Annotated in this window: 15 protein-coding genes; all 15 read left to right on the top strand. The window is 39.5% G+C overall.

Going from position 1 to position 15,593, the window contains the following annotated elements:
* The first annotated feature begins 21 nt into the window (after positions 1–21).
* The 15 genes from BLT84_RS16365 (at position 22) to BLT84_RS01380 (ending at position 15,515) form a co-directional block, all read left to right on the top strand.
* A complete protein-coding gene (locus BLT84_RS16365; protein WP_410503550.1) occupies positions 22–333 on the top strand; it encodes a DUF6660 family protein in 312 nt (103 codons plus the stop codon).
* Positions 334–460: 127 nt separating this feature from the next.
* Positions 461–4,864 carry a CusA/CzcA family heavy metal efflux RND transporter gene (locus tag BLT84_RS01445; protein WP_091262386.1) on the top strand — a complete coding sequence of 1,468 codons (4,404 nt, stop codon included), beginning with the start codon at positions 461–463 and terminating at the stop codon, positions 4,862–4,864.
* A gap of 19 nt (positions 4,865–4,883) precedes the next feature.
* Positions 4,884–6,128, top strand: coding sequence for an efflux RND transporter periplasmic adaptor subunit (locus tag BLT84_RS01440; protein WP_091262383.1), 1,245 nt, complete (start codon positions 4,884–4,886; stop codon positions 6,126–6,128).
* Positions 6,129–6,161: 33 nt separating this feature from the next.
* Positions 6,162–6,500, top strand: coding sequence for a P-II family nitrogen regulator (locus BLT84_RS01435; RefSeq protein ID WP_091262381.1), 339 nt, complete (start codon positions 6,162–6,164; stop codon positions 6,498–6,500).
* A gap of 14 nt (positions 6,501–6,514) precedes the next feature.
* On the top strand, positions 6,515–6,946 hold the full coding sequence (locus BLT84_RS01430; protein ID WP_091262379.1) for a Fur family transcriptional regulator: 432 nt from the start codon (positions 6,515–6,517) through the stop codon (positions 6,944–6,946).
* 33 nt (positions 6,947–6,979) lie between these two features.
* A complete protein-coding gene (locus BLT84_RS01425; protein WP_091262377.1) occupies positions 6,980–7,330 on the top strand; it encodes an STAS/SEC14 domain-containing protein in 351 nt (116 codons plus the stop codon).
* A gap of 34 nt (positions 7,331–7,364) precedes the next feature.
* Positions 7,365–7,700, top strand: a complete 336-nt coding sequence (locus BLT84_RS01420; RefSeq protein ID WP_157717880.1) for a hypothetical protein — start codon at positions 7,365–7,367, stop codon at positions 7,698–7,700.
* A 58-nt stretch (positions 7,701–7,758) separates the two neighbouring features.
* Complete coding sequence (locus BLT84_RS01415; protein ID WP_091262373.1) at positions 7,759–9,408, top strand: multicopper oxidase family protein; 1,650 nt, start codon at positions 7,759–7,761, stop codon at positions 9,406–9,408.
* A 61-nt stretch (positions 9,409–9,469) separates the two neighbouring features.
* Positions 9,470–9,904, top strand: a complete 435-nt coding sequence (locus tag BLT84_RS01410; RefSeq protein ID WP_091262371.1) for a Fur family transcriptional regulator — start codon at positions 9,470–9,472, stop codon at positions 9,902–9,904.
* A gap of 91 nt (positions 9,905–9,995) precedes the next feature.
* Positions 9,996–11,399, top strand: coding sequence for a dihydrolipoyl dehydrogenase (lpdA, locus tag BLT84_RS01405; protein ID WP_091262369.1), 1,404 nt, complete (start codon positions 9,996–9,998; stop codon positions 11,397–11,399).
* 35 nt (positions 11,400–11,434) lie between these two features.
* Complete coding sequence (locus BLT84_RS01400; RefSeq protein ID WP_081990227.1) at positions 11,435–11,653, top strand: hypothetical protein; 219 nt, start codon at positions 11,435–11,437, stop codon at positions 11,651–11,653.
* Complete coding sequence (gene acpP / locus BLT84_RS01395; protein ID WP_091262367.1) at positions 11,653–11,901, top strand: acyl carrier protein; 249 nt, start codon at positions 11,653–11,655, stop codon at positions 11,899–11,901. The genes BLT84_RS01400 and acpP overlap by 1 nt, the downstream gene beginning before the upstream one ends.
* Before the next feature lie 77 nt (positions 11,902–11,978).
* Positions 11,979–12,770 carry a cation transporter gene (locus BLT84_RS01390; RefSeq protein ID WP_172822430.1) on the top strand — a complete coding sequence of 264 codons (792 nt, stop codon included), beginning with the start codon at positions 11,979–11,981 and terminating at the stop codon, positions 12,768–12,770.
* A gap of 46 nt (positions 12,771–12,816) precedes the next feature.
* Positions 12,817–13,485, top strand: coding sequence for a lipoprotein signal peptidase (locus BLT84_RS01385; RefSeq protein WP_091262365.1), 669 nt, complete (start codon positions 12,817–12,819; stop codon positions 13,483–13,485).
* Between the two features lie 77 nt (positions 13,486–13,562).
* Positions 13,563–15,515, top strand: a complete 1,953-nt coding sequence (locus tag BLT84_RS01380) for a heavy metal translocating P-type ATPase (RefSeq protein ID WP_091262364.1) — start codon at positions 13,563–13,565, stop codon at positions 15,513–15,515.
* Positions 15,516–15,593 lie beyond the last annotated feature (78 nt).

The following is a 15,593-nucleotide window of genomic DNA, read 5'->3' as shown; positions in this document are numbered from 1 at the left end:
CAATATTCTTATCTTTGCAGAGTGAAAATATTAACGGTCATATTATCCCTTTACTTTTTGGTGCTCAACGGTGTGCCCTGTGATGATAGTGAAGTTAGTTTATACGATTTTCAAAATGACTTACTGACGCAGTTAGATCATAATTCAGATAATACCGAACAGCCCGTATGCGTCAATTTTTGTCTATGCAGTGGTTGTCACGTAAATATTGTGAATGTCGATATATTGACATTCTCTGTGCCAACATTTGATATTTCATCTGAAATATTTTTTCATTTTGATGGTTCGGGCAAAGATATTTCTCACTCCCTATTCCAGCCTCCACGTGTTTAATTCAGTTTTTATAGGATAGTTATATCCTTCTTTGACCTTTTTCTTGAGGTCAATTCTAATTTGATATGATTTTGCTCAAGGCAAATTCGTGTCGATAAGTTTCACTGAATTAAACCTTTCTTTTTTTATGATTAATAAAATCATTTCATTTTCAATCAATAATAAATTTATTATTGGTCTGTTAATAGTAGCCCTTGTAGGTACAGGCGTTTGGTCAATGGCCACTATTAATCTGGGTTCCGTTCCAGATATAACCAATAATCAAGTGCAAGTAATAACCACTGCCCCAAACTTGGGTACTGAAGACATCGAGCAATTTGTGACCTACCCTGTGGAACTCGCAATGGCCAACTTGCCTAATGTCATAGAACTACGTTCTGTATCACGCTTTGGTCTTTCTGTGGTTACCATCGTTTTTGACGATGAGGCAGGGACCTATCTTCCTCGCCAACTGGTACAAGAAAAGTTAGCGGAGGTCAGTGAAGAAATACCAGAAGGTTTTGGGTCGCCTTTTATGGCTCCCATTACCACAGGATTGGGGGAAATATTTCAATACACCTTAAAAATTAAGGAGGGCTATGAAGACCAGTATGATGCTATGGAGCTTCGCACCATACAGGATTGGATTGTAAAACGGCAAATGGCGCTCGTCCCCGGTGTTGTGGAAGTCAATGCTTTTGGCGGATATGTAAAGCAATATGAGATAGCTCTTAATCCAGATAAACTCAAAAGTTTTGGCATTACGATGAGCGAAGTGTTTGAAGCCCTTAAAATGAACAACGCCAATACTGGAGGAGCTTATATCGAAAAAAATCATCAGGCCAATTTTATAAGGGGAGAAGGTCTAGCACGTAGTCTTGAAGATTTAGAGAACACAGTGGTTATTACACAAAATGGCACCCCAGTATTAATAAGGGACGTGGCTGAAAAAGTAGGTTATGGGAGCCAAATACGGTATGGGGCGTTTACCCAAGACGGAAAGGAAACCGTTGGCGGACAAATTCTTATGCTTAAGGGGCAAAGTGCCAATAACGTAATAAACAATGTACAAAGTCGAATAAAGGAAATTCAAAAATCCCTTCCTGAAGGTGTTTATATTGAACCCTTTTTGAGCAGAAGCGAGCTTATTGGAAGAACGACCAGCACAGTAGAAAAGAATTTGGTCGAAGGCTCACTGATCGTGATATTTGTCCTCGTTCTCTTGTTGGGAAGCTTACGCGGTGGATTGATTACTGCATCTGTAATTCCTTTATCGCTTTTATTCGCCTTTATTTTAATGAAACAGTTTGGCGTTTGGGCAAACCTAATGTCACTGGGCGCCATTGATTTTGGGATTATCGTGGATGGTGCCGTAATTATCGTTGAGGGAATGGTTTTCCACATTCATCAAAGAATGAAAAAGTCCACCAAGCTTGTCAATCAGGCAGAAATGGATGAAATCGCCTATGAATCTGCAAGTACAATGATGAACTCCGCATTCTTTGGCCAATTAATAATCCTTATTGTATTTACCCCAATTTTATTCCTAACGGGCGTTGAAGGCAAAATGTTCCGTCCAATGGCATTTACCTTTGGTTTCGCGGTTCTTGGAGCCATTATCCTTTGCCTTACCTACGTCCCAATGATTTCCGCACTATTCCTTAAACCTGCAAGAAATCCAGATAGCTGGTTCGCAAAGTTTGAAAATAAGATTGACAGGTTTAGTGATCGTATTATGGCCGGTCTTAATAAGGTATATAGACCCCTACTTTCATTCGCCCTCAGATTTAAAGCCGGAGTAATCATAAGTGCTGTTGCTTTATTATTGATAGCCGGCTTTATATTTAGTAATATGGGTGGTGAATTCATCCCGAAATTTGATGAGGGCGATATCGCAATGCAAGCTCTTATTAAACCAGGTAGTAGTCTTACCGAATCAATTGAAGCTTCAAAAAAGCTACAGAATATCATTACAAAGTTTCCCGAAGTCAAAACAATGATTTCTAGAATTGGTGTGGCAGAAATACCCACCGATCCAATGCCTATGGATATTGCCGATAGTTATATCATACTTGAAAAAGACAAAAGCAAATGGACGAGTGCAGACACTAAGGAAGAACTTATCGAAAAAATTCAAGAGAGTATTTCTGTGATTCCAGGTGTGAACTTTGTATTCACACAACCCGTAGAACTTCGTTTTAACGAACTGCTCACAGGTGTACGAGAAGATGTGGCAATAAAGCTTTATGGAGAAAATTTGGACGTACTGTCGGAGAAGGCAAACGAAATGGCTTCAATTATAAAAACTGTCCCCGGAGCCGGTGATGTTCGAGCGGAGGCAACCAGTGGGCTTCCTCAGATGACCGTGGAATATAACAGAGCTAAAATGGCTCAGTACGGCGTGACAATTGACAAGTTGAACGATTATGTAAGCGCATCATTTGCCGGAGAAAAAGCAAGTGTTGTTTTTGAAGGAGAAAAAAGATTTGATGTTGTCATTCGTCTTGCGGAGTCATTCCGTCAAGACATTAATAGTCTAAAGAATTTATATATCGACCTTCCCAATGGTGCACAAGTTCCTCTTAAAGAAGTGGCCGATATTAGTTATAAACCTGGACCTATGCAGATATCGAGAGATAATACTTATAGGCGTATTTCTGTGGGGGTCAATGTAAGGGGACGTGATGTAAAATCGATGGTTGAGGAAATTCAGCAAAAACTGGATGCCCAATTAAATCTTCCCCCTGGCTACTATATTACCTACGGTGGTTCTTTCGAAAACCTCCAGCGCGCTACAGACCGTCTAATGATTGTAGTGCCTATAGCCTTGGCACTCATATTTATACTGTTATATTTTGCCCTTGGTTCATTTTCGCAATCCATTATGATTTATATGGCCGTTCCTCTTGCCGCCATTGGTGGGGTGTTCGCATTATGGATACGCGGGATGCCCTTTAGTATCTCGGCAGGTGTAGGCTTTATAGTGCTCTTTGGGGTTGCCGTATTAAATGGCCTCGTCCTCATCAATAAATTCAATGAACTCAAAGAAAGTGGAATGACAAACATTAGAGACCGAATCTATGAAGCGACACACGAGAGGTTGCGCCCTATTCTTTTAACGGCAACTGCTGCTATAATGGGCTTTATCCCAATGGCGGTTTCCACATCAGGTGGTGCAGAAGTACAGCGACCATTGGCAACGGTGGTTATTGGGGGCTTACTAACGGCAACCTTATTAACCTTGGTGGTTCTTCCTGTTCTCTATTATTGGCTTGAAGCACGAAAAGAGAAAAAAGATAATGATGGCGATGTAAGCTATATCAATAAAAGAACTTCACTTATTGTCGTGCTTTTAGGCTTGGGAGGATTTTTATCTTCAAATACCGCGAATGCACAAGAAACGACTCTAGCCCAAACCATAACTATGGAGGAAGCTATTGATATGGCCAAAAAGAATTATCCTTCATTAAAGGAAAGTCGGGCATTTATTGAACGGGAGCAGGCTATGAAGGGCACTAGCTTCGACTTGGGAAACACCCAAGTGTTTACTGGAAAGGAAGAAATTGGCAATGGACTTCCTGGAGTGCAGACCACAATTGGGTTTCAACAGGGAAATATCGATTTGCTTTCGGGCTTTTCCAAATCCAAGTTTTATAAGGAAAGGGTTCAATTGGGAGAAAAGTTTTATGCCTTAAATGAGCAACAGTTGGTGCGCAATGTGATGCAAGCCTATGACCAAATTAACTATAATAGGGCACAATTGCGTTTTGCAGAACAATTGGACAGCGTTTATGCCAATTTTAGGACTGCATCCCAATTGCGCTATGACACTGGTGAAACCGGAAAACTGGAATTTATTGCAGCCTCCTCAGAATATCAACAAATACAAGTATTGCGGCAACAGGCCTATGACAATATTGAAATTGCCAAAAGAGCCTTAAAGCAGTATTTGGGAATTGATCAAGAAATCGAAACAGTAGGATTGCCGTACGAGACGATGAATTATATGGCAGTGCTTGATTCGGCATCCGTAGCTGACAATCCATTATTACAGTATTCAATGCAAAATGCTGAAGTAAGCAAGGCAAATATTGGTGTGGAAAAATCACAGTTTTTGCCCAAGTTCAACCTTTCCTATGGAAGGCAAGTCGTTGATGATATATCTGGTTTTAACTCCTATCAGGCCGGTATTAGTATCCCGCTTTGGTTCTTACCACAAAAATCAAGGGTCAAGGCTGCCAAGGCAGATGCGAGGGTTGCTGAAAATCAATACTTAGAGCAAAAAGCGGTTACTGAAAGCAGGGTTTCACAACTTTTAAAATCCTTGGAAAAAACTCAAAAAACCTTGAATTACTATCAGGAAGGGGCATTGCTTTTGGCAGAAGAGCAAATATCTACAGCAGAACTAGCTTCAAAGGAAGGTGAAATAGATTATGTGAACTATATCACGATCCTGAATAGTGCCATTAGGATCAAGCAAAACCATTTACAATTTATAAATCAGTTTAACCAGCAGTCCATTGAGCTGCAATACCAATTGGGTAACCTATAATCTAAAAAATGAATAAGTAATGAGAAATATAGCAATAGTAAGTGCGGCAATAATAACATTCTTGATGGTAGGCTGCAATGATAAACCCGAGTCGGAAATGGGTCATAATGAAAATAGTTCAACCTCTGAAAAAATGAAAAATAACGGAGATGCTCACGTTGAGGAAGGTGAACATAATGAAGAAGAAGAAGGAGAAGAAGGCGTTGTTATACTTACAATGCAACAGGCCGAAACCATCGGTTTGGAAACCAAAACTTTGGAAGAAAGGAATCTTGGGAATAACATCAAAGTTACGGGAATGCTGGAACTGTTCCCACAGGACCAAGCGAACATAAGTCCGTTTGTTGGTGGTAATGTAAGCTCCATAAAAGTTGTTCCTGGGGATAATGTTAGAAAAGGACAGGTGCTTGCATATATAGAACATCCAGATATTATAGCAATGCAACAGGAATATCAGGAAAAAAATGATGAACTGGTCTTTTTGAAACAGGATTTTGAACGTAAGCAGACCCTTTATGATAAAGGGGTTTCCTCGGGTAAGGAGTTCCAAATGGCGCAATCTCAATATCGTTCAACAACCTCCAGTGTTAATGGTTTGCGGTCCCAATTGAGACTGTTGGGCATTAATCCAGACAAAGTAGCTGAAGGCCAGATATATTCCGCTGTTCCCATTACCACACCCATAAGTGGCTATGTGGATGAAGTAATGATTAGCCTGGGCGACTATGTGGCACAACAATCCAAAATGTTCTCAATAAGCGATAATTCAAAGATTTATGTCAATTTTAAAGTATATGAGAAGGACATAAAGCAAATCAAGAAAGGGCAACAGATACATTTTTCAACAGCCTCTCGTCCAGATGAACTGCTTAAAGCGACCGTTCGGTCTGTAGGTAAAACCTTCAACACCGACCCAAAAGCTCTGGAAGTTCTGGCAGATATCGAAAATAAAGATAAGGACCTACTTCCAGGAATGTATGTGGAAGGTAGAATAGTACAAGGTGAAAAAATGGTCTTGGCGGTACCAGAGGATGCAATTGTCAAAAATGGTGAAAAAACGTTCATTTTCGTACAGGATAATGACAAGAAAGAAGAAAATAAATTAAGGTTCAATATGGTTCCTGTAAATATAGGGATAAGTGATTTGGGCTATGTGGAAATAAGCCTTCCTTCAGGTATATCTAAAGATATAACCATTGTTACAAAGGGAGCATACATTCTCTCTTCCGAGATGATTAAATCAGAATTGGGAGATGACGACTAAATTTTCATTCATCAATAATTTAAAAAACAAAATATGAAAGAAATAAAAGCATTTGTAAAACCGAATAGGATACAGCGAGTAATTGAAGCCCTATGTGATAAAGGTTTTAAAAGTATGACCTTATCACAGGCTGAAGGGACCGGGGCGTTTAAAGCCAAAGGTGCAAGGCCCTCTCTCGATTTTCACGTAACCGATAGCCCTGTGGTAAAATTGGAACTCGTCTGCCAGAACGAAGAGGCACAATCAGCTATAGATATTATAACAGAAAATGGTAAAACTCCGGAAAAGGGCGATGGAATAATTTATGTAACCAGTATAGACGATGCCTTTAAAATCAAAACTGGTGAATCTCTCAAGAGGTATGATTTATAAAACCTAATGTACAAATGGAAGACATAGTAAAAAAACTGGAAGATAAGGGCGTTAAACCTACCGCTATGCGCCTGCTAACTTACAAATATTTATCAAAAATGAAAGTGGCAATAAGTTTGGGCGAACTCGAAAAACATTTTAAAAGTTCAGAGCGTAGCACACTTTTCCGTACTATAAAAACATTTGAGGAATATAAATTAGTACACGCCATCGAAGACGGTTCAGGCCTTGTCAAATATGCTCTTTGTAGTATAGATTGTCAATGTGAAATGGGCATCGATCTTCATTTGCATTTTCACTGTAATAAATGCGATGAAACAATATGCCTCACAGACCATAAAATACCCCAAATCAATTTACCCGAAGGTTTTAAGGCAGAAAATATCAATTTGATCGTACAGGGGATATGCATTAAGTGTGGGAAGGAAGGTCAAGGTTCACTATGATTTTAGATTATTAAAAATTGAAAGATATTTAAAATGATAACAATAACTAAAAAAAATAAAACCCTCTATTTTATAGCTAAAGGGGTGCTTGACCACAATGACTGCGAGAACTTTTTTTCAGAGTTGAATAAGCAAATTAACACTGCTAAAGATGTCCGTTGTTATTTTGAAATGATGAATTCCCAGGGCTGTAAACCAGAGGTGTTTCAGAAAGATTATTTTCTGAACCTTGAAAAAGAGATACACCTTGAGAAGGTGGCGATTATAGGTACTCCCAGATATCAGGAAGAATTTACCAGATTAATAATGCCCTTTTCCAGAGCACATATCAGGTATTTTGATAGTAAGGACTCCGCTACTGCCAAAGAGTGGATTGAGGTTTAAACAGAAAATTAATAAACATTTAAAAACAGATATTATGAAACAAATTAAAAATGCAGGTATTCTAATGATTTTGGTGGCTTCGATGATAAGCTTTCAAAGCAATGCGCAAAACACAGACAAAATTTTGAAGGATCCTGAAAAAAGGGAACAAATTATGACGGCCATTGGCAACAATCCTGAGATGAGAATGGAAATGATGGAAAAAATGATGAAGATGGTGGAAAAGGACACTACGATGTCAAAAATGATGAAGGAAAAAATGGCCACAATGAAAAAAGAAAAAGGGCTGAAGTGCGAATGTGAGTGTAAAAAAGAAGATGGAACGTGCCAATGTAAAATGGACGAGGATGAGAATAAAGATAAAGGATAGTAATTTAATTTTTTGCACTTCTTTTTTAGAAACTTTTACAACAAAAATTCAATAGAAAATGGATGAGAACAAAATAGATAGGAGGAACTTCATCAGGCTTGGTAGCCTGGGGGCAACTGTTGTTATTGCCTGGCCTCTTCTGAATTCTTGTAACGGGCTTGCTTCGGAAAAAGAAAATACGATCAATTCCAATTTTCAAGCAGATTTGGACTTGGAACTGACGGCGAAAGAGGCGAATGTTCAATTGTTTAAAGGAAATACCACCAAGGTTTGGATGTTTGAAGGAAAGGTTCTTGCCGGTAATGGAACCGCAGTCCAAAAATTGGGCGAGAGCTATTTAGGACCTGTGATTCGCGTAAAGAAAGGGCAGAAAATAAGAATCCGATTCAAAAATCAATTACCCGAGGAAAGTATCGTGCATTGGCACGGAATGCACGTCCCAGAAAAGGATGATGGCCATCCTAAAGATGTAATAGGAAACGGTGATACCTATGTGTATGAATTTGAAATAATGAACCGTGCCGGCACCTATTGGTTCCACCCACACCCCCACGGACGTACTGGACCACAGGTTTATAATGGCCTAGCAGGACTTTTTATAGTTACGGACGATGAGGAACAACAGTTGAAGTTACCATCTGGCGAATATGATGTTCCCGTTGTACTGCAAGATCGTCAGTTTGATGGTAATAATCAATTGGTATATCTAAACCGTGAACGTATGGACAGGATGAACGGTTTTTTGGGCAACCGAATTCTTGTCAATGGAAATCCGGATAGGGAACTTTCTTTTAAAAATGGATGCGTCTATCGACTGCGTTTTCTCAACGGTTCCAATTCGCGCTTTTATAAGTTAGCCTGGGAAGATGGCACTCCCCTTGTTATTATAGGTAAGGATGGGAGTTTACTGGATAGTCCTAAATCTAAACCCTATATAATGTTGGGCGTTGCGGAAAGAATCGATGTATGGCTCGATTTAAGGAACAAACCTCAAGGCTCCCAAATGATTATGAAAAGTTTGTCGTTCTCTCCCGGGATGATGGGGATGATGGGTGGAATGATGGGCAGGGGTCGAAACAACCTTCCCCTAGGCAGTGAGTATGAAATATTGAAAATTTCCATCGATAAAGCAGGAAGCAACAACTTCCAGCTCTCACAAAAACTGGCAGTATTCAATAAACTTGATCCTGCCACTGCCGTTAATAGAAACAATCCAAGAACGTTCCGCTTCTTTATGAGGCGAATGCAATGGACAATCAACGGACGAACTTGGGAAATGACGGGGGTTACCGAAGAAGAAACGGTTAAATTAGATACAACTGAAATTTGGGAAATCATAAATAGTGGTGGTGGAATGATGGGCAATGGCAATATGATGGGAGAAAGAGGTCGAATGCGAGACCGTGGAGAAATGGAAAGCGACAGAGGAATGATGGAAGGGGGAATGCAAATGCCGCACCCTTTTCATATTCATCATTTACAATTTAATATTCTTGAAAGGGACGTTTCTAAAGTGGACAGCAGGATTTGGAATTCGGTTAAGGATGGATTTATAGATGAGGGTTGGCAAGACACGGTTCTGTTAATGCCAGGTATGAGTGTTAAACTAATTATGCGCTTTGAAGACTTTAAAGGGCTCTTTTTATACCACTGCCATAATCTGGAACACGAAGATATGGGAATGATGCGCAACTTTAAAATTGAATAAAAGGTGAACAGGCATAGTACTGGCCGGCCTTTTATAAAATCGATTTTTGAAGAGTTTTGCTATGACAACAACGGAAAAAATATTATTTACCAAAGGGATACGCCCTACTGTAATGAGGTTGAAGATTTATAAATACCTCAAAAGGAAAACATATGCCCTAACCTTAAAGGAAATGCAAAATGTCTTTGTTGTCAAGAGCGAAAAAAATAAAACAGCTAATAAAACCACATTCTATAGGGCGATAAAACTTTTTGAGGAAAAGCGTATGGTGCACCAAATCGACGATGGAACAGCCATTGCGAAATATGCAGTTTCTGACGAAAACACCAAGGGTAAATACGGTACAGATTTACATATGCACTTTCATTGTACCGATTGTAGGAAAACGATCTGTTTACCAAATAAGATACCGGAAGAAAGCTTGCCGGACGAATATGAGGTAAACAATATGAATTTGGTCTTAATAGGGATATGTAAAAAATGCAGGGAGAAATAACAGGTGGATGACGAGAACTTTAAACCCTTGCGCCCAATGGTCAGGTTCAGGTTTCTTCCACCTTCTCTAACTTAAAAAAAATTATGTAACTATGGAAAAATTTGATGTAACAATTATAGGATCTGGCCCGGGCGGATATGTAAGTGCCATCCGTTGCGCCCAGTTAGGTTTAAAAGTGGCCATTGTTGAAAGGTACAGCACGTTGGGAGGCACCTGTCTTAATGTGGGCTGCATCCCATCAAAAGCCTGGCTGGAAGCCTCTGAACATTATTACAAACTCAAGCATCAATTTGAAAATTTTGGGATTGATGTAAAAGAAGCAAATGTCGATATCGTAAAAATGAACCAAAGGGTTCAGGACGTCGTAAAGGAAATCATCAATGGAGTTGACTATTTGATGAAAAAGAACAAAGTTACCGTATATGAAGGCCATGGCAGTATTAAGGACAAAAATACGATTGAAATTAAGGGTAAAGATAAAACAGAAATCATAGAAACAGATAAAATCATAATTGCCACCGGATCCAAACCCGCTTCGCTACCTAATATCAAAATAGACAAAAAGAGGATTATCTCTTCTACCGAAGCCCTTGCCTTACAAGAAATCCCCAAACATTTAATGGTCGTTGGCGGTGGGGTTATCGGTGTAGAGATAGGTTCCGTATTTGCCCGCTTGGGTTCAAAGGTTTCTATTGTAGAATATTTTGATAGTCTCATAGCCACTATGGATAGCTCTTTGGGACATCAATTGCACCGTTCCTTAAGAAAACAGGGTGTCGAATTTTATTTGGGACATAAGGTCACGGAAGCAAGAACGATAGATAACAAAGTGGAATTGAAAGCTGAAAACCTTTCCAATAAAAAAGAAATGAGTTTAGAAGGCGATTTTTGCCTTATGGCCATTGGTCGTAACCCGTACACCGACAATTTAGGACTTGAGAATATAGGAGTGGAAACCAATGAAAAGGGACAGATATCAGTAGATGAAAACCTTGAAACTAATGTCAAAGGGGTGTATGCCATAGGAGACGTAATTCGAGGAGCAATGCTTGCCCATAAGGCCAGTGAAGAGGGTGTTTTTGTAGCCGAAAGAATTGTCGGACAAAAGCCACATATCAATTATTCGCTGATACCTAATATTATTTACACCCAGCCAGAGGTTGCCGGCGTAGGCTTGACCGAAGAAGAACTAAAGAAGGCCAATAGAAGTATAAAAACAGGGTCTTTCCCATTTAAGGCTAATGCAAGGGCAAAAATTAGTATGGATACAGATGGTTTCATCAAAGTGATTACAGATAAGCAGACCGATGAGATATTGGGTGTACATATGATAGGGCCTCGCATTGCAGATAGTTATACCGAAGCGGTGGTAGCAATGGAATTTAGGGCATCTGCCGAAGATATTGCAAGGATGTCACACGGGCACCCCACTTTTTCAGAGACCTTTAAGGAGGCGTGTCTGGCCGCTACCGATGATAGGGCATTGCATATTTAATTTTTACAAAAACTGGCACAATAAAATTAAAAAGAATGAAGAAGCTTCAGCAATTGACCAAGGAAATTAATGAACTGACATTGAGAATTGAACAGGACTACCCCGAACTATACCAATATCTTGATGAAAACCCTATTACAATCCCTGATTGCGAAACACCAAAGATTTCCGTCAGCTCGTTTGTGGAATATTTGGATAGCTTGAAGTCAATCTTGGAAAGATATATAGAATCGCATAAACAAATGAAGCACTAATGGAAAATTTAAAAAAAAGGTTCAACAAGCTCCTGACCGATAAATTTGGAAGACATCCAAACTTGTTGAGACCAGAAGCAAATTTTAGGGAAGACCTGGGAGCGGATATTTTGGATATGGTGGAATTGATGCTGGAGTTTGAAAATGAGTTTAATATAGTCATTTCAGATGATGAAGCAGAAAAAATAACTACCCTAGGCGAAGCCGAGACATATATTAAAGATAAAATTAAAAATAGTAGATCTTAACAAAAATGGAGCAAACTTGAATATTTCAAATAGCAAATAATCAAGATTTAAATTAAATAATCCAATAGTACATAATAATGAACAAAAGCACTTTCATAATAAGTAAAATGGACTGTCCCTCGGAAGAGCAGATGATTCGGATGAAATTAGAGACTTACACCCAGGTTAAATACTTGGATTTTGATATACCCAACAGAAAGTTGGAAGTGTACCATTTAGAAGCGATCGAAGAGATACGTTCATCAATTGCCGAATTAAAGTTCAATGAAACACTTCAGGGAACCGAAGAAGCCGAACCTCCTGTAATGGAAGACCAATCCAAACAAAAAAAAATTCTTTGGTGGGTCTTAGGAATCAATTTTGGATTTTTCGTCATCGAAATGACTACGGGTTGGATTTCTTCTTCTATGGGTCTAATTGCAGATTCGTTGGATATGTTGGCAGATTCCATCGTGTACGCGTTGAGTCTTTTTGCGGTCGGCGGTGCTATTGCTAGAAAAAAGAAAGTGGCGAAATTCAGCGGATACTTTCAGATGGCTCTGGCGACACTTGGATTTATGGAAGTATTGAGAAGGTTTTTTACTGAAAGCGAAACACCTTTATTCCAATGGATGATCATTGTTTCCATATTTGCCTTACTTGGTAATCTTATTTCGCTTTGGTTGATTAACAAAGCCAAAAGTAAGGAAGCCCATATGCAGGCGAGCGCGATTTTTACCTCCAACGATATTATAGTAAACGGAGGTGTCATATTAGCGGGAACCTTGGTATATTTTTTAGATAGTAAATGGCCAGATTTGGTTATTGGAGCTATTGTTTTCACGTTTGTTATGCAGGGAGCGATTAAGATTTTAAAATTGTCCAAATAATTTAAATGTGCGTTTTCGCAAAGCATTGGGTGACACCAAGACAATTATGAAGAATAGAAATATAATCTTATTGATTTTACTGTTGTTGGCTATAGACCAGGCAATAAAGATATATGTAAAGACCCATTTCTATTATGGAGAGGAATATTATGTATTTGGACAGGATTGGTTTCGCTTACATTTCTTGGAAAACCCCGGGATGGCCTGGGGATTGAAGTTTGGCGAAGGTTATCTAGCCAAGGTTGTTTTAATCTTATTCCGATTAGCCGCTATTGTTTGGGGAACCTTTTATATCAAAAAGATGATTAGCAAGGGATATACCAAGGTCTTAATAATCTGTGCAGCATTTATATACGCAGGTGCATTGGGCAACTTGATTGATGGAGCCTTCTACGGGATGATTTTTGAAAAAAGTGATCCAGCGCTTCAGAACATTGCAGAAATTTTCCCTGCAAGAGGTGGTTATTCTGGATTTTTAAATGGCAATGTGGTCGATATGTGGTTCTTTCCAATTATAGATACAAGGCTTCCGGATTGGTTGCCGCAATGGGGAGGTAACAAATTTACGTTTTTTGACCCGGTATTCAATACTGCGGATGTTTGGATTAGTATGGGCGTGATTTCACTCCTGATTTTTCAAAACAAAGGACGTAAAGACCTGAACATTTCGAATAAAAAACACCCTAAATATACCGCAGGTCCGGAACAGTTTTAAACAACGATTAATAATGAACGTATTTAAATCAGTTTGAGGCTATTTCATTGGATTCGTACAAATATTAATACAGAAATATGAAAAAGAAAAAATTAAACTTAAGGGATCTCAAGGTCGATGATAGCGGCAAAAAGGAAGGTTCTATGAATAACAAAGTTTCATCACAGCTGAGCATTAGGGAATATATACCTTCCATATTCAGTTTTGTAATGCTGATAGCAGGCATCCTTTTTGACTATTTTGAAACATTTCCCCAATTTTCGGGCTGGATCCGCATCCTCTGGTACGTGGTTGCGTATATCCCAGTTGGATTTCCTGTAATAAAAGAGGGTTGGGAAAGTATTAAACAGGGGGATTTCTTTACCGAATTCTTCCTGATGTCCATCGCAACCTTAGGGGCGTTCGCCATTGGGGAATATCCGGAAGGTGTGGCCGTAATGCTATTCTATGCCGTAGGCGAACTGTTCCAAAACGCAGCCGTAAAAAGAGCTAAGGGCAACATAAAGGCACTATTGGATGTAAGACCCAATACGGCTTTGGTCTATCGGAACGGCGATTATGTTTCGGTTGACCCTGAAACTGTAGAAATTGGGGAAAAAGTTCAAATCCGGGTAGGGGAAAAAATTCCTTTGGATGGAGTGCTACTTTCTCAAAAGGCATCGGTAAACACTGCTGCCATTACGGGAGAAAGCAAGCCCGATGCAATTTCAAAGGGTGACAAGGTATTTGCAGGAAGCATAAATCTAGAAGGTGTTATCGAGATTCAGTCAACAAAAGAATTCAAGGACAGTTCCATAGCCCGGATCCTGGATATGGTGCAGAATGCGACCGCTCGTAAATCAAAGACCGAATTGTTCATTAGAAAATTCGCTCGCATTTACACCCCTATCGTAGTTTTTTTGGCTATTTGCTTAACGGTCCTGCCCTATTTTATTGTTGAAAATTATGTATTTAGTGATTGGTTGTACAGGGCATTGATTTTCCTTGTGATATCCTGTCCCTGTGCGTTGGTCATTTCCATTCCTCTGGGTTATTTCGGCGGATTGGGTGCTGCATCCCGAAATGGTATTCTTTTCAAAGGTGCCTCCTTTTTGGATACGATGACCCAAGTGAATACCGTGGTTATGGATAAAACCGGAACCGTAACCCACGGGGTTTTTAAAATCAAGCAAATTGTAAGTTCTGCTTTTGCAGAAAAAGAGTTTATGAACTATCTGCTCGCAATGGAAGAGCAATCCACACACCCCATTGCCCGTGCCGTTATGCAGTACGAATTACAAATAAAAAAATTCAGCGCCACGAAAGTAACGGAAATAGCAGGCAAAGGCCTCAAGGGTACCGTTAACGGAAAAATGGTCTTGGCAGGAAATAAGGCTTTGATGACAGCCAATAAAATAGAAGTTCCTGCGGAAACCGATACAATAGTAGAATCAATAGTTATGGTCGCTATTGATGGCACTTTTGCCGGCTATATAACCATTGCGGATGAACTGAAAGAAGATGCCCACGAAGCAATAAAGCAGATTCGGGAATCGGGTATTTCCAAAATCATAATGCTATCTGGAGACAAGGATTCCATAACCCAACAAGTGGCAAAAGAAATGGGTGTTGATTGGGCAAAAGGCGGACTGCTTCCTGAAGATAAGTTAAACGAAGTAGAGGCCTTAAAAAAACAGGTTGGCACTAAAGTAGCCTTTATTGGTGATGGTATCAACGATGCCCCCGTATTGGCAGCGAGCGATGTTGGCATCGCAATGGGTGGCTTGGGCAGCGATGTGGCCATTGAAACGGCAGATGTTATCATCCAGACCGACCAACCTTCAAAAATTGCAAGAGCAATAAAAATCGGTCGTTCTACACGTCGTATCGTCTGGCAGAATATTGGTTTGGCCTTTGGTGTAAAAATCATTGTTATGATTTTGGGCGCAATGGGGATGGCTACAATGTGGGAGGCTGTTTTTGCAGACGTTGGAGTGGCCTTTCTGGCAATACTCAATGCCATTCGATTACAGAAAATGAATTGGGAATAGTATGTTATTATATCTCAAAATAGAAGAAATAGACGAAAGGAAAAAGTTTATAAACCAGAAAAAAAAGGCGCATAATGT

The organism is Gillisia sp. Hel1_33_143, assembly GCF_900104765.1.
Lineage (GTDB): Bacteria > Bacteroidota > Bacteroidia > Flavobacteriales > Flavobacteriaceae > Gillisia.
The sequence above is the reverse complement of the archived record's forward strand: the minus strand, read 5'-3'. Positions and strand labels throughout refer to the sequence as shown.